The sequence below is a fragment of the Chryseobacterium sp. GP-SGM7 genome (assembly GCF_049166575.1).
Taxonomy (GTDB): domain Bacteria; phylum Bacteroidota; class Bacteroidia; order Flavobacteriales; family Weeksellaceae; genus Chryseobacterium.
Window position 1 is genome coordinate 65,822 of sequence record NZ_JBMHFF010000005.1, and the last position, 19,932, is coordinate 85,753.

Here is a 19,932-nt window from a genome sequence, read left to right on the forward strand (position 1 = left end):
AATTAAAATGCAATAGTATCAAATAACATTTTATCTTTTTTTGATAATGATAATTTGAAACGATTTATATATCGCAATTATATTTAATTATATTATTAATTTTTTTTATTTTCTGAAAATACGTTATAAAATCAAAAATTTAAATACCTTAAATTTTTGATTTTACCAATGTTAAATTTCTTTTAAATTACGATATTAACGATTCTTTTTGGTACAACAATGATTTTTTTAGGGGTTTTACCTTCTAAAAGCACTCCCATTTTTTCATTCTGAAGCACCAAATCTTCTACCTCTTGAGCAGATAATGTTGCCGGAAGGGCAATTTTAAATTTCATTCTACCGTTTACACTTACAGGATATTCAATTTCATCTTCAATTAAATATTCTTCATTCAAAATCGGGAAATTTTCAAACTCAATTGAAGAATTATTTCCCATCAAATTCCATACCTCTTCGCAAATATGTGGTGCGTAAGGGGAAATTATAACGGCTAAAGGTTCTAATATATTGCGTTTATTGCACTTTAATTTCTGCAATTCGTTTACAGCGATCATAAATGAAGATACAGACGTGTTGAAAGAGAAGTTTTCTATGTCGTAAACAACCTTTTTTATTAAAGTATGTAAAACTTTATATTCAGCTTTTGTAGGCTGTTCTTCTGAAATTTCAAATTGATCTTCGTTAAAATAAAGATTCCAGAATTTTTTCAGGAAACCGTAAACTCCACTTAGACCTTGCGTGTTCCAAGGTTTCGATTGCTCTAAAGGACCTAAGAACATTTCATACAGTCTTAAACCGTCTGCACCGTATTCTTCACAAATATCATCAGGATTTACAACATTGTATTTAGATTTAGACATTTTTTCTACTTCACGACCTGTGATGTATTTTCCGTCTTTAACTTCCTCCCCTTCAAAAATAACCTCTCCTGATTCAGTAATAAAAATAGCCTGCTTGAATTCCTTTCTCCATTCTCTAAGTTTTTCAATATCTAATTCATCACTTCCTCCTTTTAAAAGAGATATATCAACATGTAGTGGAACTGGTTTCTCCGTACTAATGTGCTGTAATCCAAATTTTTGAATAATTGTATTAGTTGCAGTAATATAAATATCAAATAACTTTCTTTTCTCAATTGATTCATCAGGATTACCTCCTAACGCTTCAGCTATTTTTTTTGAAATAAAAATAGGTCTATCTACTGATAATGAGTTGGAATTTCCCGCTTTAGCAGCAGCTCTATACACAAACGCACTCATCCCCAAAATCATCCCCTGATTGATCAACTTTTGGAAAGGCTCATCATTATTAATATATCCTCTGTCTTTTAAAAACATATTCCAAAAGCGGGAATACAATAAGTGACCGGTTGCATGCTCACTACCTCCAATATATAAATCTACTTGCCCCCAATAATCTGAAAGTTCTTTATTAGCAAAAACCTCATCATTATTAGGATCCATATATCTTAAGAAATACCAAGAACTTCCCGCCCAACCCGGCATTGTAGATAATTCTAACGGAAAAATACTTTTCTCATCAATTAAATCGGTATCCACAATTTTTTGGTTGGCTTCGTCCCAAGCAAAAGTTTTTGCATTTCCTAATGGTGGATCACCATCTTCTGTTGGTAAATATTTTTCAACTTCAGGAAGTTCCAGAGGCAATGCAGAAGTCGGCAACGTATAAGGCATTCCATCCTTATAATAGATAGGAACTGGCTCTCCCCAATAACGCTGTCTTGAGAAAATTGCATCACGTTGTCTGTAATTTGTTGTTCCGTGACCGATTCCTTTGTTTTCGATTTCAGAAATTATTTTTGTTTTTGCTTCATTATATTTTAAACCGTTTAAGAAATCAGAATTCACACAAACGGAATCTTTAGAATCAAAAGATTTCTCCTGAATATCTTCTTCAGTTTCTACAACTTTTTTAATTTTTAAATTAAATTTCTTTGCAAACCGGTGATCACGCTCATCATGCGCAGGAACAGCCATAACAGCTCCCGTTCCGTACCCCATCAAAACATAATCTGAAATATAGATCGGCATTTTTTCTCCGCTGAACGGATTGACTGCATAACTTCCTGTGAAAGCACCTGAAACGTTTTTCACGTCAGACATTCTGTCTCTTTCAGTTTTTTTGGAAGTTTCTTCAATATAATTTTCTACTTCTGTTTTCTGAGCTTCTGTGGTAATGGTTTCCACTAAAGGATTTTCAGGAGCTAAAACCATAAAAGTTGCGCCAAAAATCGTGTCAGGTCTTGTGGTGAAAACTTCTATGTAGTTGTTGGTTGTTGGTTTTTGGTTGGTTGTTTCATCACTATCAACCGACAACTGTAAACCATCAACTAAGAATTTCACCTGCGCTCCCTGAGATTTCCCGATCCAGTATTCCTGAGAATCTTTCAACGGCTGTGGCCAGTCCAAAGTTTTCAGACCTTGCAATAATCTTTCAGAATACGCAGAAATTCTCATGCTCCACTGCATCATTTTCTTTTGGAAAACAGGAAACCCTCCTCGTTCAGATTTTCCGTCTTTTACTTCGTCGTTTGCTAAAACTGTTCCCAAAGCAGGACACCAGTTCACCGTAGTTTCTGCTCTATATGCTAAACGATAATTTAATAAAATATCTTCTTTATCAATTTCAGAAGCAGATTTCCATTCTTCTGCCGTGAAATTTAATTCATCGTTTTGATTGGCGTTTAATTCTTCTGTTCCCTTTTCTTCGAAATGTTTAATTAAAGTAGAAATCGATTCTGCTTTATCAGTATTTTTATTATACCAAGAATGGAACAGCTCAATGAAAATCCATTGTGTCCATTTATAATAAGAAGCATCTGAAGTTCTCACTTCCCTGCTCCAGTCGAAAGAAAAACCAATTTTTCTTAACTGCTCTTTGTATCTTGTAATGTTTTGCTCAGTCGTAATTGCAGGATGTTGCCCTGTCTGAATTGCATATTGCTCAGCAGGAAGTCCGAAAGAATCGTAACCAACCGGATGCAGAACATTGAAACCTTGATGTCTTTTATATCTCGCATAAATATCTGATGCAATATATCCAAGCGGATGGCCTACATGAAGCCCTGCTCCGGAAGGATACGGAAACATATCGAGAACATAAAATTTAGGTTTGTCTGTGTTATCGGAAGTTTTGTAGGTTTGATTGTCTTCCCAATATTTCTGCCACTTTTTTTCTATCTGCTGATGATCGTAAAACACTTTATTTATAGATATTAGATGTTATATTTTAGATATTAGATTTTTAAATTCTAATCCTAATTTTCACAAAAATAATGAATTTAAAAGAAATGGAAATTGATTTTGCATTAAATCTAACCTATGATTTAAACAAAAAAAATCTCACCTTGCGATGAGATTGTATATTTTACCCAATACCTTTTATTATTGAGCAATTCTTTTGAAAGTATAGGTTGTAGATTTATAAGTTGTAGGATCGGTAGTATCTTCAATTTTAAGATTCATTGTTGTAGCATCCAATAATACTATTTTACCTTTATCTGCTACTACAGTTCCCTGATATTTGATCTCAATATTTTTTTCTGAAGCACTATAAATGTAAGAAAAATTACGCTGAGAAATTGTAGAACAAGTCGGCGTTGTACCCGCTAAATCTTTGTTGGTTCTTTGTCCCGACATATTTTCATTAAAAACCCATCTTGATTCTTTTTGACAGTCTGTATAAGCAATTTCATCAGAAACACCTGCTCCATTTGCCGGAACTGATGTTCTTACTTCTTTGGTTGGCGACCACGTTCCTACAAGAGGAAATACCTGCTCTGTCGTCTCGTCGTCATTACATCCTGTAAAAGCTAATAATGATAATCCTGCAATAAATGCTAATTTCTTCATAGATCAAATTTTTCAAGGCTTAAAATTATGACTTTTTTTAAAATTCCAATCATTTTTTTTGAATTTTGAACTATAATTTACATTTTCTTAGAAATTCACCGACATTACTCTATTATCAAACCCTTATATTTGCAAAAAAAACACATGCCTGAAGTTTCAATCATTACGCCCTGTTACAATTCTTCTCTTTTTTTGGAAGAAACAATCAGCTCGGTGATGAATCAAACATTTACAGATTGGGAATGGCTCATTACAGACGATCAATCGACCGATAATTCTGCTGAAATCATTCAAAAACATCAGGATTCCAGAATAACATTGATGATTGCAGAAAAAAATGGCGGCGCAGGTCACGCAAGAAATCTTTCTTTAAAACAAGCTACCGGAAGATTTATTACTTTTTTGGATGCAGATGATTTTTGGGAACCGAATTTCATAGAAGAAATGGTTAATTTCATGAAGAAAGAAAATGCAGAAATTGCCTATTCTAATTATGCACGATGTGATGAAAATTTAGTTCCGAAAATTGAAGATTTTAAAGCTGATAAAGAAGTTACTTTTAATAATTTATTAAAAACCTGCAGACTTTCTCTTCTTTCTTCCATGTATGATTCTAAAAGAGTCGGAAAAGAATTTTTTCCGGAAGGAAGTAAAAGAGAAGATCATGTGATGTGGCTGAATTTATTAAAGAAGATTCCTGTAGGAAAACCGCTTCCAAAAACAATGTCAAGATACAGAATGCGGGAAAACAGCATTTCAAGAAAGAAACAAAATATCGTAAAAGATCAGTATCTTGTCTATAAAGACTTCATGGGATTTTCAACATTAAAGTCTTTATATTATACAACAAATTGGGCATTAAACGGGTTTATGAAGTATTCGAAAATATTTAATTAATGGAGTATTCTAAAGAATTTAAAGCAGCCTTAAGTCAACTTTCAACGGTGGAAAAAGACCGACTGATTTTCAGATTATTGAGAAAAGATGAAATTTTGTCTAAAAAATTGTATTTCGAATTAATCGATGAAGAAACCGTTGATCAAAAGCGTGATGCAATGGAGGATTTGATTAAAGAAAGAGTAGAATATGCCTCAAAATACATTAGCAATCAAAAATATTTCATTGTTCTGATCCGTAAAATAAGTGCTCAAATTACAGAACACGTAAAAGTAACCACCGATAAATTCGGAGACATCACTCTAAACCTTTTATTAATTAATGAAATTCTGGAAAGTAACGATAAACTGAGCCGACAAAGATTCAATGATGTTTACAAACTTTACCTTTATCTCATTAATAAAATAGTAAAAGCTTTAACTTTAACTAAAAAACTAGACGAAGATTACTGGATGGAAATTGATGAATACCTTTCAGTAACCCACGATAAAATTACAAACAATATTTATCTTGAAAAACTCTTTATCAACAACGGAATCGATTTCAATTGGTTGAATACCGATAGAATTCCAGACCATTTTGATTTAGTGATAAAAGATATTAAGAATCAGGGATTTTTAAAGTGATAAAATCTTTTCGATGATTAATTTTGAAGAATCGGGTTGTTGAGCAACAAATTTCTCTGCACTTTCAGACATTTCGTTTAATTGTTTTTCGTCTTTAATTAAGTTTAAAACAAATTGAGCTGCTGAATTTTCATCTTCAAAAGATTTTCCTCCTTTTGCAGAAATTAAATTATCTGCTTCCGGATTTTTCTTATACTGATTTCCAAAAATCACGGGAACACCGAAAGTTGCAGCCTCTAAAATATTATGAAGACCAGAATCATGAAAACCTCCTCCTACAATCGCAACATCTGCATAAGAATACAGTTTGGAAAGAATTCCGATGCTGTCAATAATTAAAATATTGGTTGTTGGTTTTTGGTTGTTGGTTGCTAGCAATTCGCTATACAATGCAGAACTGGGGAAAATTTCTTTTAAATGCCCTACTCTTTTTAAATCGTGAGGAGCAATGATCATTTTTAAATCAGAATTATTTTCAGAAATAATTTTTGCGATTTTTTCTTCAGCCTGCCAGGAACTTCCAAAGACAATCACTTTCTTTTCTTCAATAAATTCTTCTACGAAATCGACATCATTATCTCTCAATTTCAACTGTTTTACCCGATCAAATCTTGTATCTCCGGTTACCGAAGAATTTAGTAAGCCAATACTTTTAGCCAGAACGTAAGAATGTTTTGTCTGATGAAAAAACCAGGTAATATTCCCTTTCAGTTGTTTCACAAACCACTTTCCATAACTTGTAAAGAATGACTGACTTTCATAGAACAAAGCAGAAATAACGAAGGTTTTTACATTTTTGCTTTTAAGTTCAGCCAAAAGATTGTACCAATAATCGTACTTCACGGTAAAAAACAATTCGCAATCAAACAGAGAAACAAACTCTTTTACTGTATTTTTTTTATCAAAAGGAAGGTAGCAAATCACATCTGCAATATTGTTTTTCTTCACTACATTTTCGTAACCTGAAGGTGAAAAAAAAGTAATCAGGATTTTATGAGACGGTAAATTATCTTTTAATTTTTCTAAAACAGGAAGTCCCTGTTCGTATTCTCCGAGACTTGCAGCGTGCATCCATAAAACTTTATCAGATGCTGAAAATGCAGATCTTACAATATCTAAAGATTGTTTTCTTCCTTCAACGCCTTTTTTCGTTTTATCGTTAAACAACGACAAAATTTTCATTCCGAAAATGAGAAGATTGATAAATATGGAGTATAAAAAACCCATTAACTCTTCATTAAACCCCTAAAGAATTGAATTCCGCCAAAAATCACAGCTCCGTAAGCAATAAAACCGCCTTTTCCGCTTGAAACAGAAACTAAGGTAACAACAAGACCACCCACAAACCAAAGTCCGCCATAAAGAACATCTTTATTAGCATGTTTTTGTTCCAGAGCCTGTCTTTGAAACATTTGGTCACGTCTTAATTTTTCAAGTTTATGACTTTCTTCATTCGAAATTTCAGAATACGTCGGTAAAGTATTATAATAATCTTTATAATCTGTAACGTTTTTACTTTGAAAAAATTCAGATTCAAGCTGAGAAATAGATTTACCTTGAGCTTCAGAAAATGCCGTAATTAGTTTTTCGATCTCCTCATTAATCTGAATTCCTCTTCTTTTGATTTCAGAATAGGCCAAAATTACAGTTTCTTCCGTGTAATATTGCCAATTAACCAAAATTTCAGAAAGCTGAAATCCTTTCGAACTTGAAATTTGAGCTAATGTTTTTGTTGTTTTCATGTTTAGTTTTAAAAAATTATTTAGTTGTTATTTATAAATATAGGCGGTAATAATTGCAGTCATTACACTTACAAAAATCACAGGTATGAATAATAGAATATGAACTCTCGCTTTCGAATCAGTGTTAAAACTATATCTGAAAATATAATCCTGAATATTTAAAAACATAAGCAAAACCAGGAACAAAAGCCATTTCATCATAAGAATCATAATGAAATACTGATTTTCATAATTTGCTTTTGTAAGTTCTATAGGAAAATTTCCGCTTTCAGGATTTTGAGTAATAAAAAAGAAAGCGACATAGAAAATACTTGATAAAACTGGCAATAAAAAAGCCATTTTCTTCTTACCAAAATGATCAGGTTTTCCTTCAAAATCAAAATGCGTCGGAATTTTCTCAGGAAGTTTTTTATACATTCTGAAAGTATAGATCCATAAAAACAGAACCAACAACAAATTCAGTATATCTAAAATTATCAAAACTGTACTTCCCATAAAAATTTAAAGAACGCTTTTAATAACTCTCAGCTTGTGAGTGTGCTTGTTTAATTCTTTATTGAAAATTCCGCTGGAATCTAACGTGTCAATTCTTACTTTTCCCGAAGCGTGAATGATTTTCTGGTTTTCAAGCATAATTCCGACGTGGATAATTTTACCTTCAGAATTTTCAAAATAAGCCAAATCTCCGGGTTGGCTTTCTTCCACAAAACTTAAAACTTCGCCAACTTCTGCCTGCTGATAAGTATCTCGAGGCATTTTTATATTATGAATTTTATATACAAGCTGAACAAAACCTGAGCAGTCAACCGCAAAAAAACTTTTACCGCCCCACAAATAAGGAATATTCAGGAATTCTTTCGCCGTTAAAGCAATACTTTCACGTACATCATGGCTTCTTCTCGATGCAACCGCAGGAAATTCAACTTCAGAACCCATTGAAAGCAATGTTTTACCATCAAGAGTCATTACTGAAGAGAAATCTTCTGTAATTAAAGTAACTTTTCGGTTGGCAAGATATTCTTCTGTGACAGGTTTGATTTGCTTAGTGTCCATCCAGCCTTCATAACCGTCGTAATGCATTTTAATTTTCGTCCAGTTTTTATTGACTTCCAAAATATCTGCACTTTCACCATACAAAATTTCGGTCACAATTTCTGCTCTGTCCGAATTTTCAGCACGAACAGGCGCAACAGTTACGATACAAATTCCTTTATTCATTTATATTTTAATTAAAAAGGTTAAGGTTTAGGCTCAGGTTGTGAAAATCTTAACCTTAACTTAGCCTTATTTTACTTTCTGCGAAGAAAATTTACTCCGTCCCGCAAAGGTAAAATAAGATTTTCAAAATCTTCATCTTTTGCTATCAAATCGTTTAGTTCTTTGATAATCTGAGTAGATCTTTGCTTAGGATTTTCTTCTAAAACTTTTCCGTACCAAAGCACATTATCAAATAAAATTACAGAACCCGATTTTGTTTTTGGCTTAATTAATCTGAAATATTCAGCATAATTTTCTTTATCGGCATCAATAAAAACTAAATCGAAAACCTCATCGGTGTTTCTTAAAAATTCTTTTGCATCCTGAATTTTAAAATCAATCTGATCAGAATATTCACTTTCAGAAAAATATTTCCCTGGTAAATAAGCTAAATCTTCATTCACATCAATTGTAGTAATTTTTCCTTCAGAAGATAAACCTTCCGCAAGACAAAGGGTTGCATATCCTGTGAAAGTTCCGATTTCCAAAATATTTTTAGGATTGAGCATTTTAGAAATAATCGTTAAAAGCCTCCCTTGCTGATAACCGGAAATCATGTGCGGCTGAGTTGTTTTCTGAAAAGTTTCCTTTCTTAATTTTTTAAGAATTTCAGGCTCGGATGAAGCATGATTTTCTAAATACCTATCCATTTCAGGATTTTTTTCTTCAAAAAAGCTCATTATTTTTTTATTTGCTCAAATTTAATTAAAATATATCGGTGTGTTTAAGGAAAATTAAAACTCCGCTAAAAAATACCGTAAAAACACGGATTGCCGAGATCACCGTTCTCCGTTAACTTTGCAACACTGCAACGAAACAGACAGGAGGTAAAAATACTATATGAAGATGGTGAAAATAAAGTTATTATCAGCGAAAGGAACTCAGAAAAACACAAAATCCAATCCTTCCGCACAACACAAAATCCTAAAAAGAAAACGCAGTAATTTCTTAAATCAAATTATATTGCTCCTTAAAAAAGAAGATGTAGTCTGACAAAAACACAATAAAAAATTCCGATAATTGCTTATCGGAATTTTTATTTCTGTTAAAATCAGAAATTATTTCTTAGGAGTAATATCCATTAATTTCATGAATTCATCAAGCTTAGGCATAATGATGATTTCAGTTCTTCTGTTTTCAGCTCTTCCTGTAACGCTCATGTTTGTCGCTTTAGGATTGTACTCAGAACGACCACCCGCTGTAATTCTTGCAGGATCTACACCAAACTGACTTTGCAATACTTTAGCAATCGCTGTACCTCTCAATGCAGAAAGATCCCAGTTATCTCTTGGCAAGTTTGCAGAGCTTAATGGTGCATTATCTGTATTACCTTCTATCAATACAGAATATTTATCGTAGTCATTGATTACTTTGGCTACTTTACCCAAAACTTCCTGAGCTGCAGGCAAAACATTGTAATCACCGGTTTTGTACAATAATTTATCTGATAATGAAATCATTACCACCCCTTTAAGAACTTTCACCTGAACATCCTGATCTGTCACATTATCCAAAGATCTTTTCAGTTTGTTTGATAAAGCTAAATTTAAACTGTCGTTTTTAGCATTTGAAGCGATAAGCTGCTTTATATAAGAGTTTGAAGAATTGATTTCTCCAACCAATTTATCAATATTTGCAGAGCTTTTCCCTGAATTTGAAAGACAAGCATCCAACGATGATTTCAAAGCATCATGCTGGCTTTTTAACAAGTTGTTTTCTGCAGTTAACGTAGAATTCTGACCTTTCAGCTCCTGAATTTCACGTTGTCTTTCACCAATATTTTCGATACACTGTTTGTAATTGCCACTTAGGGCATCATACTGCTTCTTACTTACGCAAGATGTCATTCCCAACACCACTGCCGAAGCCATCAAAATTTTAAAAATCTTCATAAATAAACTTTTTAAACGATTTCAAAGGTAACAAAATTCATTTTAATAATATGGTTTATCTTTGTACAAAAGAAATTCTGAGCATGATTCTTTCACCATTCGCTTTTGAAAAACAGCTTCAAAATCTTGTAAAAACTTCCGACAATAAAACTTATCTTTTAGCAGTAAGCGGAGGCGCAGATTCTATGGTTTTAGCGTTCCTGTTTAATAAGTTACGAGATTTGGGATATAAATTTCAGGTTGCGCATATCAATTATAAACTTCGTGGTGAAGATTCAGATTCGGATCAAAAAGTGGTAGAAGATTTCTGCAAAAAAAATAATATTAAATTTCATTTATATAAAGTTTCTGAGAAAGATGAAAAGCCAGAAAATTCTATTCAGCTTTGGGCAAGAGAACTTCGTTACAGATTTTTCAAAGAGATTCAAGCGCAGGAAAATTTAGATTTTTTAGTAACAGCTCATCACCTGAATGACCAACTGGAAACTTTTATTATCAATCTTTCAAAAGCTTCCGGAATTAATGGTTTAAGCGGAATTCCGGCGAATGAAAATAATATTCTCCGACCATTATTACAATTTTCAAAAGAGGAAATTTACCGATTTGCTGAAGAAAACAAAATTGATTTCCGTGAAGATCTTTCCAATAAAAAAAATGATTATTTAAGGAATAAAATCAGAAATGAAATCGTTCCGAAACTTTCAGAAACCAACGATCATTTTTTGGAAAACTTTGGAAGAAGTGTTTTATATTTGAATCAAACGAAAGATTTTGTCAATCATCAAATCGATGAAATTGAAAAAAAACTTTTAATTAAATCTCAAGAAAACATTACTTTAAATAGAGAAAAGCTGAGCCAAGAAACAGAATTTGTTCAATTTGAAATTTTAAAAAAATACGGATTTAATCAAACCGGAGAAATTCAGAAAATCTTTACCGCAGAAACAGGAAGTTTGTTTTATTCAAAAGAATTTAAGCTTATCGTAAATTATAATGAGCTGATTTTACAAAATAAAAGAAAACCTGATAAAAATAATAAAGATGAATTGCTTCTGATGGTAAATTTTGATTTTTCTGAAAACCAGATTGCTGTTAATTTCAAAAATATCATTGAAATTGAGCAAATCAATAAAAGTTTTAACTGGGAATTTGATGCAGAAAAACTTCGCTTTCCATTGCGATTGCGAAGACAGAGAGACGGTGACGAATTTTTCCCTGCGGGATTCTCAGGAAAAAAGAAAGTTTCTAAGTTTTTTAGGGACGAAAAAATATCTATTTTAGCAAGACAGGAAATCTGGCTCCTTTCCGACAGTGAAAATTCTGTTTTGGGAATTATTCCTTTCAGGCAGGATCGAAGATTTATGGTAACGAAAAACACAAAGAAAGTTCTTACTATTAGATGAACAAAAGAACAACAAACGCTTTAGCGATTGAAGATTTCCAGAAAGACAACAATGTTGCCTTCGGTGTTCTGTACCAAAAATATTTTGGCTACACCCGTAAGTTTGTTCTTGGAAACAAAGGAAATCTGGAAGATGCGGAAGATGTTTTTCAGGATGCTTTGATTATTCTGTACGAAAAACTGTACGATGACGATTTTAAAGCCTACACCTGTCTTGCCAATTACGTCACCGGAATTTCTAAGAACCTTTGGCTGAAAAAACTGCGCAACCGAAACTTTTTTGTAGAAATGCACGAGAGCTATTATTTTGAAAATAAAGAAGAAATCAACCAAGCGATAGAAAATGAGAGAGATTATTATGATAAGCTTAATGACTATATCAATAAAATTTCTTCACATTGCCAAACCCTGATCCACGATATTTTTATGAAGAATAAAAACATGGATGAAATACAGGACAAATACAAATATTCCAGCAAGCACAATGCGCAAAATCAGAAGCATAAATGTGTGGAACAAATCCGGAAAATTAAAAAAGAGGAGAAATTTTAATACTGATTATCAGTTGTTTAGATAGAATTTAAAAAAAATCACTGTTCGTCGGGTGATTTTTTTTGTTTTTGGGAACTTCTAAGTAAATACTTTATCTTATGTTCACAAAAATAATTTATACGCTCTTTTTTTTAGTTGCCATTTCGTTTTCCGCACAAGACAAAAACGGAATCAATTTTCAAACTAAAAATTTAGAAGAAGCCAAAAAACTGGCAAAACAGGAAAATAAACTCATCTTCATCGATTTGTACACCACTTGGTGCGGTCCGTGTAAGCTGATGAAAAAGAATACGTTCCCGAATCCTGAACTGGGGGAATTTTTCAATAAAAATTTCATCAGCCTTTATATAGATGCCGAAAAAGAAGGAACAGAGCTTGCCAAAAAATTCAAAATTGTTAATTATCCTTCCTTTCTTTTCTTAGACCAAAACGGCGAACTGGTGCAGTACGAATATGGCTATTACAACGCTACACAATTTCTGAATGTAGGACAATCAGTTTTTGCAAAGAAATCCACAAATAAAGACACACCAACATTAGACGAAGTAAAAGGTAAAATGGTGGGTGAAACCATCCCGAATTTTATGGCGAAAGACCAGTTTGAGAAAACATTTTCTCTATCTCAGGAAAAAAAGAAAACAGTATTGGTTTTCATTCGTGGACAATGGTGTCCATATTGTAACAAATACATTGAAAGCCTTCAAAATCTTGCTCCCGAATTACAGTCGAAAAACGCAAGACTGGTCGTCATTTCTCCCGAAAAACCTGAATTTATAGAGAAAACCATCAGCAAAACTAAAACTACATATTCTGTTTTGTATGATGAAAACTACAGAATTGCAGAACTTTTTGATGTGCTTTATATGCCCGAGAAAAAAACGATTGATTTCTATGAGAAACATCTTGGAGACGATTTCAAGAAAAGTCGTTCCGATGATTCTTCAAGATTACCTGTTTCCGCCACCTATATTTTAGATGAAAATCAAAAAATAATCTGGAGACATTTCAATCCTGATTATAAAGAAAGAGCTTCATTAGAAGACATTTTAAAACAGCTTTAATTAAAAAATTATGAAAAACACAATCACGTTCATCCTCGTTTTTCTGCTTCCATTTTTTGCATTTTGCCAAAAAGCAGAAGATCGAAATTTAGAAAACAAGCTTGCAATTCAGGGATATGATCCTGTTTCGTATATCGAACAGAAAAAAGCAGTGAAAGGGAAAAAAGAACTGGCAGTCAATGTAAACGGAGCCATCTATTATACTTCTTCGGAAAAGAATAAAGAACTTCTTCAAAAGAATCCTTCTAAATATGAACCTGTTTACGGCGGTTGGTGCGCTTTTGCGATGGGAGATTATGGCGAAAAAGTAGAAATAAATCCCAACACTTTTAAAATCATTGACGGAAAAACCTACCTGTTTTACAACAAATTTTTCAACAACACCTTGACTTCGTGGAACAAGAACGAGGCAAAACTGAAAAAAAGTGCAGACCAGAACTGGAACAAATTGACCAATTAATCCTCATCAAAAAAATTAAAATTATGAAAACATTTAAAACTTTCCTGGGAACAGTATTTTTATTGCTTTTACAAAGCAATCATTTAATTGCGCAAGGATGTAGTGATGTCGGATTTTGTACGGTTAGCAGTTTTCAGCCGAATAACAACGACAGCATCAAAACTTACCATAATCAGATTAAAACGGGGATTTTCTTTGGCAAAGCAGATAACTCAATTTCTGTTTTCGGAAATTATGTGGAATACAACAGACAAATCAATAATAAATTTGGTATTGATGCAAAACTGACCACTTTAGCGCAAAGCGGCAATGAGGTTTCCACTTTTGGACTTTCTGATTTGTTTTTGAATGCCAATTATAAAGCGAATGAAAAATTAAAGTTTACGTTGGGTACAAAGATTCCTCTTTCAGGCGCGGGAAACTCGAAGGACAATATACCATTGCCAATGGATTATCAGTCCAGCTTAGGAACGCTGGATTTAATTGTGGGAGTGGGTTACGAAATCAAAAAAATCCAGTTGGTTGCAGCTCTTCAACAGCCATTAACACAGAATGACAATCGTTTTTTAGCATCGCAATATCCCGCAAGTTCACCATTAAGAGGATTTTTATCTACTAATAAATTCCAGAGAAGCGGCGATGTTTTGCTGAGAGTTTCTTATCCTTTAAATATTAATTCCAAACTAAGACTTACGCCAAGTATTTTACCAATCTATCACCTGAAGAATGACCGTTTTACCAATCAAAACAATGTAGAATTAGAGATTAATAATTCAAAAGGACTAACGTTGAACGGAAATGTTTATCTGGATTACGAAATCAACCGCAGGAATGGACTTCAGCTTAATGTGGGTGTTCCTTTTGTTGTGAGAACAGCCAGACCCGACGGATTGACAAGAAGCTTTATTGCCAATTTAGAGTACAAGGTTAAATTTTAATTGATTTAATCAGAAAATTTATAACAAACAAAAACATCAAAAATTATGAAAACAATTATCACCTTTATTTTCGTTTCTCTTCTCTTGGTTTCCTGCATCAGAGAAAGCACCGCAACAGAAGATTTAATGGAAATGGCTCGCGAAAATGCTATGTTAAAATATTCCGGAAACTTTATGCAGGGACCTTACGGAAATAATGTCAACGGAAAAGCCGAAATTTATGAGAAAGACGGAACTTTTACCTTGGTTTTCAATGATGCTTTCACGGTTAGCAACGGTCCGGATTTGTATGTTTATGTAAGTAAAGAACAACAGCCGGCACAATTTATTTCGCTTGGAAAACTGAAATCTGTGAATGGCGGACAAACCTATACTTTCACAAGTACCGTAAACTTTGACGATTACAAATATGCCGTTGTGCATTGCCAACAGTACAACCACTTGTTTTCTCACGCTTTATTGGAGAAAAAATAATGAGATATGAAAAACTATATCAATTGGGCATTACGATTAATTCCCGCCATTATTTTACTGCAGACTTTGTTCTTCAAATTTACGGCTCATCCGGATTCTGTTGCCATTTTTTCCCAACTTCACGCTGAACCTTTTGGAAGAATTTTTTCCGGAGTTTTGGAACTGATTACAGCAGTTCTGATTCTGAATCCGAAAACCACATTTTGGGGCGCAATATTGGGATTTTTTACAATGTTGGGAGCAATTGCATCGCACATTTTTATTCTGGGAATCGAAACCAACAACGATGGCGGAAAACTATTTTTCCTTGCCGTAACCGTTCTTGTTTTCTGTGTGATTCTTTTGGTTAAATTAAAAAAAACTAAAGTATGAAAAGACACGAATCGGTCTATGCCATCTTACAAGAGATTCTAACCGAACAACAGAACTTGCTGAGGAAAATTTCGGCAAAAATGTACACGCAAAATATTCCTTCTCTCGACGGTTCTACAATTGGTGGTCATACGAGACATATTATTGAGTTTTTAGAAATTTTACTGAATTCTTATCATACAAATCAGATTAATTATGATGAAAGACAAAGAAATCTGGAATTAGAAAAGAATCCTGAAAAGGCAGTAAAGACTATTTCTGAAATACTTTCCGGTATTAATCTGCCCAACAAAAATTTGATAATGCATCAGACTGTGGGAAATATCTCTTTGGAAATTCCTACGAATTTCTTTCGGGAACTTTTGTATAATATTGAGCATTGTATTCATCATCAGGCGTTGATAAAAGTAGCTTTTAACGAAATTAAAATGAGTCATTTGCTCAACAAAAATTTCGGAATTGCACCTTCAACCGTTCAATACCGAGAAACTCAAAATCTAAATTAAATGTGTACTGTAACTTATTTTCCGCTTAAAAATAAAATTGTTCTGACTTCCAACCGGGACGAAAAACCGAATCGTTCCGCACAGGAAATCCATCGTGAAAAAGGTGTTTTTTATCCGAAAGATGCCACTAAAAACGGAACTTGGTTTGCGGTCTCAGAAAATGAAAATGTCATTATTTTATTAAACGGTGCTTTTGAAAATCATCCTGTAAAAACAAATTACCGGAAAAGCCGTGGACTGATTGTTTTGGATTTGATAGCGGAAGAAGATATTTTCAAGTCAATAGAATTCATTGATTTGGAAAACATTGAACCTTTCACACTGGTGATTTTTCAGGAAAACCAATTGGCAGAATTTCGCTGGGACGGAACTGAAAAACATTTTAAAAGATTAGATGCTCATCTTCCGTACATCTGGTCTTCCGCAACTTTGTACGATGCAAAAGCACAGGAAAAAAGAAAGGAAATTTTCAAAGAATTTCTGCAAATCGAGCCTATTTCCGAAGAAGATATTTTAGATTTCCACCATCAGAAAACCGATGATCTGGAAAACGGAATTACCATCAAAAGACAAAATACGATACAAACCATCAGTACGACACAGCTCGTTATTTCCGATGAAATGACACTGAAACATTACGACCGACTGAACCCAGATTCAAAACCCGAAAAAATTTCCCTCAAAAATGAAACTCAAACATCGCCTTCATAAAATTGCACATTGGGAATACTGGTCTACTTTTTCCATTTACCTGCCGCTTTTTCCGGTTTGGCTGTACTGTGCCTATAAAGCAAGAACGCTGTTGTTTTTTCACGGTGCGAATCCTTCCATCAAATATGGCGGAATGGCAATGGAAAGCAAAAAAGAAATCTATGATTTGATTCCCGAAAACTGGATTCCCAAAACTGTTTTTGTTTCTTCAGACCATTCTTTTCAGGGAATTTTATCTGAATTAAAATCACAAACAATCAACTTTCCCGTTATTGTAAAACCCAATATCGGATTGAAAGGTTTGGGCGTTGCTGAACTTAAAAATTCAGATGAATTGGAAAATTATCAGAATAATAATGACTGTGATTTTCTGATTCAGGAAAAAATGAATTATCAGAATGAAGTCGGGATTTTTTACCATAGATTTCCGGACGAGAAAAAAGGAAAAATCACAGGAATGGTTAAAAAAGAATTTCTTTCCGTAAAAGGAAACGGCAAAAAAGCGTTGAGAGAATTGGTGATGGAAAATCCCAGAAGTGCATTCCAGATCAAAGCAATAGAACAGAAAATGGAAAGTGAAATGAGTGAAATAGTTCCCGAAAACGAAGAAATTATTCTCATTCCGTTTGGAAGTCATACGAGAGGCGCAAAATTCATTGACATTTCAACTGAAGTTACGGAAAAATTAGAACAAAAAATAGATGAAATCTGCACCAAAGTGAATGGTTTTTACTTCGGAAGATTGGATGTCATGTTTGAAAATTTGGAGCTCCTACAAGAAGGAAAAAATTTTAAAATTATAGAAATCAACGGTTCTAAAAGTGAGCCTACTCATATGTACGACCCAAAACATTCCCTGTTTTTTGCGTGGAAAGAAATCACAAAACATTGGAAAATAATGGCTGAAATCAGTAGGAAAAATCACGAAAAAGGTTTTCCATATTTGGACGTCAAAGAGGGATTTTTAGCATTGAAAAATAATCTGGCTATTGAAAAAAAACTGAGGAAGATTTCTTCAGTTGATTAATCTGCAAAAAACAGTTACTTTTGTATGATAGTATTTACATAAAATAAAAAAATGAAATCTTCATCAATTTATAAAATTTCGTTTCTCCTTTTCTTCTTTATCACTTTTGGATTTTCGGCACAAATCAAAAATCCCGTAAAATTCAAATTCGCCGTCAATGATCTTGGCAATAATCAGTACGAAGCCGTTCTGAATGCAACGCTTGAAAGCGGATGGCACATTTATTCAAGAGATATTCCTGCAGATACCGGAATTCCTACAGACTATGTTGTTTCGGGGAAGAATATTGAACTGATTGGAAAATTTCAGGAAATCGGGAAAAAGCATGAAGAATTTTCTGAAGCTTTTGGCGGTACGATTATTTACTATTCCAATTCTGCTGGTTTCAAGCAAAAATTTAAATTAAAAGACCCGGCAAAAGCAGGAGATGTAGTTGCCGAAATCACGTATCAGACTTGTGATGACAGAGTTTGTCTGGCTCCAAATACTTTAGAATTTAATAAAAAAATCACTCCAACCGGAGCGACGGAAGAAGTTGCAACCGATGGAAAAACAGAACCGGCAAAAGATTCTGTAAAAACTACCGAAACAATTGTAGAAAACACTGCCACTGGAAAAACAACAATTGTTGACACTCCTAAACTCGATCCTAAACAATTGAAAATTGCAACCATCGACATTGCAAATCCTTTGACAGATTGCGGAACCGGTTCTTCAAAAATCGCCGAAAATTACTGGACCTATCTTTTATTAGGTTTCATTGGTGGTTTAATCGCTTTGTTAACACCATGTGTTTTCCCGATGATTCCGTTAACGGTTTCTTTCTTTACAAAAGGAAATAAAAACCCGGCAAAAGGAAAAAGAGATGCCTTAATTTATGGTTTTTTTATTTTTTTAATCTTTGTTTTATTAAGCGTTCCTTTCCACTTAATTGATGGAATTGCCGGAAATATTTTCAATGAAATTTCAACCAATGTTTGGCTGAATATTGTTTTCTTCATCATCTTTATTTTCTTCGCAGGAAGTTTCTTCGGATATTACGATATTACATTACCAAGCTCAATTGCCAACAAATCTTCAAAAGCGGAAGAAGCAGGCGGAATGATTGGTATATTCTTTATGGCTTTAACTTTAGTCATTGTTTCTTTCTCTTGTACCGGACCCATTTTGGGAAGTTTATTAGGAAGTGCGATTACAGGTTCGGCAAACGTTCCGATGTTGTTGACATTTGCTTTAGGCGGTTTCGGATTGGCATGGGCGATTGTTTTCGGATTATTGGCATTATTCCCGCAAGCTTTACAAAGTCTTCCAAAATCTGGAGGTTGGATGAATACCGTGAAAGTTGTTTTAGGTTTTGTGGAATTGGCTTTAGCTTTAAAATTCTTGTCAAAAGCAGATTTGGTTTCTAAAACTTTCTTAATTAAAAGAGAACTTTTCATCACAATCTGGATTGTTATAGCGATTGGATTGGTTATCTATTTATTTGGATTGATAAGATTTCCGCATGACGATAAAAAACCGAAAATTTCTTTAGGAAGAAAAGTTCTTGGAGTTTTGGGAATTGGTTTCGTGGTGTATTTAATTCAGGGATTAATACCTGCCGAAAGACCGAAACTACAATTGCTGAGCGGAATTTTACCTCCGTTAAACGTAAGTTATTTCCACGATGAAAAAGACGGAATTTTAGGAATGCATCCTGAGCATGATTTCTTTGCGGCTATTGAAATAGCTAAAAAAGAAAATAAAGCCATTTTGATTGACTTCACAGGCTATGGTTGCGAAAACTGCCGTAAAATGGAAGAATTTGTATGGAGTGAACCGGATATCTTACCAATTCTTCAGAACGATGTCGTACTCGCCTCTCTTTACGTAGATGACAAAGAAGAACTTCCTGAAGATCAAAAAACAAAAATTGATTTAGGAGACGGGCAAGTAAAAAAAGTAAAAACAATTGGTGACAGATGGAGTTTATTCCAAACCGCTAATTTCAATAATAATTCGCAACCGCATTATGTTCTTTTAACTCCCGATGGAAAAGTGATTAATACACCAGTTTCCGGATATATGGAAAAAGAAAAATTTAAAAAGTTCCTGGAATGTGGGGTCAATTATTTTAAGAATAATAAATAAGATTGTCTATTGT

21 protein-coding genes are annotated in these 19,932 nt (G+C 33.5%); 13 read left to right on the top strand and 8 right to left on the bottom strand.

Features of this window, described 5'->3' with window-relative positions; all coding sequences use genetic code 11:
* Positions 1–182: 182 nt before the first annotated feature.
* Together ACOOWA_RS17050 and ACOOWA_RS17055 are read right to left on the bottom strand one after the other, a co-directional pair.
* Complete coding sequence (locus ACOOWA_RS17050; RefSeq protein WP_421377023.1) at positions 183–3,221, bottom strand: leucine--tRNA ligase; 3,039 nt, start codon at positions 3,219–3,221, stop codon at positions 183–185.
* A 183-nt stretch (positions 3,222–3,404) separates the two neighbouring features.
* The gene (locus ACOOWA_RS17055; RefSeq protein WP_421377024.1) at positions 3,405–3,872 is read right to left on the bottom strand and encodes a lipocalin family protein; all 468 of its coding nucleotides are present in this window, start codon (positions 3,870–3,872) and stop codon (positions 3,405–3,407) included.
* A 144-nt stretch (positions 3,873–4,016) separates the two neighbouring features.
* On the opposite strand from ACOOWA_RS17055, the gene ACOOWA_RS17060 reads away from it, so the two are divergent.
* Positions 4,017–4,769, top strand: a complete 753-nt coding sequence (locus tag ACOOWA_RS17060; RefSeq protein ID WP_421377156.1) for a glycosyltransferase family 2 protein — start codon at positions 4,017–4,019, stop codon at positions 4,767–4,769.
* On the top strand, positions 4,769–5,395 hold the full coding sequence (locus ACOOWA_RS17065; protein WP_421377025.1) for a deoxyuridine 5'-triphosphate nucleotidohydrolase: 627 nt from the start codon (positions 4,769–4,771) through the stop codon (positions 5,393–5,395). Before ACOOWA_RS17060 ends, ACOOWA_RS17065 begins: the two co-directional genes overlap by 1 nt.
* On the opposite strand, the gene ACOOWA_RS17070 is transcribed toward ACOOWA_RS17065, so the two are convergent.
* The 6 genes from ACOOWA_RS17070 to ACOOWA_RS17095 form a co-directional block, all read right to left on the bottom strand.
* Positions 5,387–6,622, bottom strand: a complete 1,236-nt coding sequence (locus ACOOWA_RS17070; RefSeq protein WP_421377026.1) for a 3-deoxy-D-manno-octulosonic acid transferase — start codon at positions 6,620–6,622, stop codon at positions 5,387–5,389. The two genes, ACOOWA_RS17065 and ACOOWA_RS17070, sit on opposite strands and share 9 nt — an antisense overlap.
* A complete protein-coding gene (locus ACOOWA_RS17075) occupies positions 6,622–7,137 on the bottom strand; it encodes a hypothetical protein (RefSeq protein ID WP_421377027.1) in 516 nt (171 codons plus the stop codon). The genes ACOOWA_RS17070 and ACOOWA_RS17075 overlap by 1 nt, the downstream gene beginning before the upstream one ends.
* Positions 7,138–7,164: 27 nt before the next feature.
* A complete protein-coding gene (locus ACOOWA_RS17080; RefSeq protein WP_421377029.1) occupies positions 7,165–7,632 on the bottom strand; it encodes a DUF1648 domain-containing protein in 468 nt (155 codons plus the stop codon).
* Positions 7,633–7,638: 6 nt separating this feature from the next.
* Positions 7,639–8,355: an NlpC/P60 family protein gene (locus ACOOWA_RS17085; RefSeq protein WP_421377031.1), complete on the bottom strand. Its 717-nt coding sequence runs from the start codon at positions 8,353–8,355 to the stop codon at positions 7,639–7,641.
* Positions 8,356–8,426: 71 nt separating this feature from the next.
* Positions 8,427–9,074 carry an O-methyltransferase gene (locus ACOOWA_RS17090; RefSeq protein WP_421377033.1) on the bottom strand — a complete coding sequence of 216 codons (648 nt, stop codon included), beginning with the start codon at positions 9,072–9,074 and terminating at the stop codon, positions 8,427–8,429.
* A gap of 378 nt (positions 9,075–9,452) precedes the next feature.
* Positions 9,453–10,286 (bottom strand): OmpA family protein, encoded by an 834-nt coding sequence (locus ACOOWA_RS17095; RefSeq protein WP_421377034.1) that lies wholly within the window; start codon positions 10,284–10,286, stop codon positions 9,453–9,455.
* A gap of 50 nt (positions 10,287–10,336) precedes the next feature.
* On the opposite strand from ACOOWA_RS17095, the gene tilS reads away from it, so the two are divergent.
* The 11 genes from tilS (at position 10,337) to ACOOWA_RS17150 (ending at position 19,919) form a co-directional block, all read left to right on the top strand.
* A complete protein-coding gene (gene tilS / locus ACOOWA_RS17100; protein WP_421377035.1) occupies positions 10,337–11,689 on the top strand; it encodes a tRNA lysidine(34) synthetase TilS in 1,353 nt (450 codons plus the stop codon).
* Positions 11,686–12,240, top strand: a complete 555-nt coding sequence (locus ACOOWA_RS17105; RefSeq protein ID WP_421377037.1) for an RNA polymerase sigma factor — start codon at positions 11,686–11,688, stop codon at positions 12,238–12,240. The genes tilS and ACOOWA_RS17105 overlap by 4 nt, the downstream gene beginning before the upstream one ends.
* A gap of 98 nt (positions 12,241–12,338) precedes the next feature.
* Positions 12,339–13,301, top strand: a complete 963-nt coding sequence (locus tag ACOOWA_RS17110) for a redoxin domain-containing protein (RefSeq protein ID WP_421377038.1) — start codon at positions 12,339–12,341, stop codon at positions 13,299–13,301.
* 10 nt (positions 13,302–13,311) lie between these two features.
* Positions 13,312–13,761, top strand: a complete 450-nt coding sequence (locus tag ACOOWA_RS17115; RefSeq protein ID WP_421377039.1) for a YHS domain-containing (seleno)protein — start codon at positions 13,312–13,314, stop codon at positions 13,759–13,761.
* A 23-nt stretch (positions 13,762–13,784) separates the two neighbouring features.
* Entirely contained in the window at positions 13,785–14,699 is a 915-nt protein-coding gene (locus ACOOWA_RS17120; protein WP_421377040.1) for a hypothetical protein, read from the top strand.
* A 45-nt stretch (positions 14,700–14,744) separates the two neighbouring features.
* The gene (locus ACOOWA_RS17125) at positions 14,745–15,173 is read left to right on the top strand and encodes a DM13 domain-containing protein (RefSeq protein WP_421377041.1); all 429 of its coding nucleotides are present in this window, start codon (positions 14,745–14,747) and stop codon (positions 15,171–15,173) included.
* Between the two features lie 6 nt (positions 15,174–15,179).
* Positions 15,180–15,545: a DoxX family protein gene (locus tag ACOOWA_RS17130; RefSeq protein WP_421377042.1), complete on the top strand. Its 366-nt coding sequence runs from the start codon at positions 15,180–15,182 to the stop codon at positions 15,543–15,545.
* A complete protein-coding gene (locus ACOOWA_RS17135) occupies positions 15,542–16,051 on the top strand; it encodes a DinB family protein (RefSeq protein ID WP_421377043.1) in 510 nt (169 codons plus the stop codon). Before ACOOWA_RS17130 ends, ACOOWA_RS17135 begins: the two co-directional genes overlap by 4 nt.
* Positions 16,052–16,762 (top strand): NRDE family protein, encoded by a 711-nt coding sequence (locus ACOOWA_RS17140; RefSeq protein ID WP_421377044.1) that lies wholly within the window; start codon positions 16,052–16,054, stop codon positions 16,760–16,762.
* On the top strand, positions 16,737–17,789 hold the full coding sequence (locus ACOOWA_RS17145) for a D-alanine--D-alanine ligase (RefSeq protein ID WP_421377046.1): 1,053 nt from the start codon (positions 16,737–16,739) through the stop codon (positions 17,787–17,789). Before ACOOWA_RS17140 ends, ACOOWA_RS17145 begins: the two co-directional genes overlap by 26 nt.
* Before the next feature lie 51 nt (positions 17,790–17,840).
* On the top strand, positions 17,841–19,919 hold the full coding sequence (locus tag ACOOWA_RS17150) for a cytochrome c biogenesis protein CcdA (protein WP_421377047.1): 2,079 nt from the start codon (positions 17,841–17,843) through the stop codon (positions 19,917–19,919).
* The last annotated feature ends 13 nt before the right edge of the window (positions 19,920–19,932 follow it).

Excerpts from the sequence above, each read along its gene's own strand:
- ACOOWA_RS17055 (WP_421377024.1), bottom strand. The coding sequence starts at position 3,872 with ATGAAGAAATTAGCATTTATTGCAGGATTATCATTATTAGCTTTTACA.
- ACOOWA_RS17060 (WP_421377156.1), top strand. The coding sequence starts at position 4,017 with ATGCCTGAAGTTTCAATCATTACGCCCTGTTACAATTCTTCTCTTTTT.
- ACOOWA_RS17065 (WP_421377025.1), top strand. The coding sequence starts at position 4,769 with ATGGAGTATTCTAAAGAATTTAAAGCAGCCTTAAGTCAACTTTCAACG.
- ACOOWA_RS17070 (WP_421377026.1), bottom strand. The coding sequence starts at position 6,622 with ATGGGTTTTTTATACTCCATATTTATCAATCTTCTCATTTTCGGAATG.
- ACOOWA_RS17075 (WP_421377027.1), bottom strand. The coding sequence starts at position 7,137 with ATGAAAACAACAAAAACATTAGCTCAAATTTCAAGTTCGAAAGGATTT.
- ACOOWA_RS17080 (WP_421377029.1), bottom strand. The coding sequence starts at position 7,632 with ATGGGAAGTACAGTTTTGATAATTTTAGATATACTGAATTTGTTGTTG.
- ACOOWA_RS17085 (WP_421377031.1), bottom strand. The coding sequence starts at position 8,355 with ATGAATAAAGGAATTTGTATCGTAACTGTTGCGCCTGTTCGTGCTGAA.
- ACOOWA_RS17090 (WP_421377033.1), bottom strand. The coding sequence starts at position 9,074 with ATGAGCTTTTTTGAAGAAAAAAATCCTGAAATGGATAGGTATTTAGAA.
- ACOOWA_RS17095 (WP_421377034.1), bottom strand. The coding sequence starts at position 10,286 with ATGAAGATTTTTAAAATTTTGATGGCTTCGGCAGTGGTGTTGGGAATG.
- tilS (WP_421377035.1), top strand. The coding sequence starts at position 10,337 with ATGGTTTATCTTTGTACAAAAGAAATTCTGAGCATGATTCTTTCACCA.
- ACOOWA_RS17105 (WP_421377037.1), top strand. The coding sequence starts at position 11,686 with ATGAACAAAAGAACAACAAACGCTTTAGCGATTGAAGATTTCCAGAAA.
- ACOOWA_RS17110 (WP_421377038.1), top strand. The coding sequence starts at position 12,339 with ATGTTCACAAAAATAATTTATACGCTCTTTTTTTTAGTTGCCATTTCG.
- ACOOWA_RS17115 (WP_421377039.1), top strand. The coding sequence starts at position 13,312 with ATGAAAAACACAATCACGTTCATCCTCGTTTTTCTGCTTCCATTTTTT.
- ACOOWA_RS17120 (WP_421377040.1), top strand. The coding sequence starts at position 13,785 with ATGAAAACATTTAAAACTTTCCTGGGAACAGTATTTTTATTGCTTTTA.
- ACOOWA_RS17125 (WP_421377041.1), top strand. The coding sequence starts at position 14,745 with ATGAAAACAATTATCACCTTTATTTTCGTTTCTCTTCTCTTGGTTTCC.
- ACOOWA_RS17130 (WP_421377042.1), top strand. The coding sequence starts at position 15,180 with ATGAAAAACTATATCAATTGGGCATTACGATTAATTCCCGCCATTATT.
- ACOOWA_RS17135 (WP_421377043.1), top strand. The coding sequence starts at position 15,542 with ATGAAAAGACACGAATCGGTCTATGCCATCTTACAAGAGATTCTAACC.
- ACOOWA_RS17140 (WP_421377044.1), top strand. The coding sequence starts at position 16,052 with ATGTGTACTGTAACTTATTTTCCGCTTAAAAATAAAATTGTTCTGACT.
- ACOOWA_RS17145 (WP_421377046.1), top strand. The coding sequence starts at position 16,737 with ATGAAACTCAAACATCGCCTTCATAAAATTGCACATTGGGAATACTGG.
- ACOOWA_RS17150 (WP_421377047.1), top strand. The coding sequence starts at position 17,841 with ATGAAATCTTCATCAATTTATAAAATTTCGTTTCTCCTTTTCTTCTTT.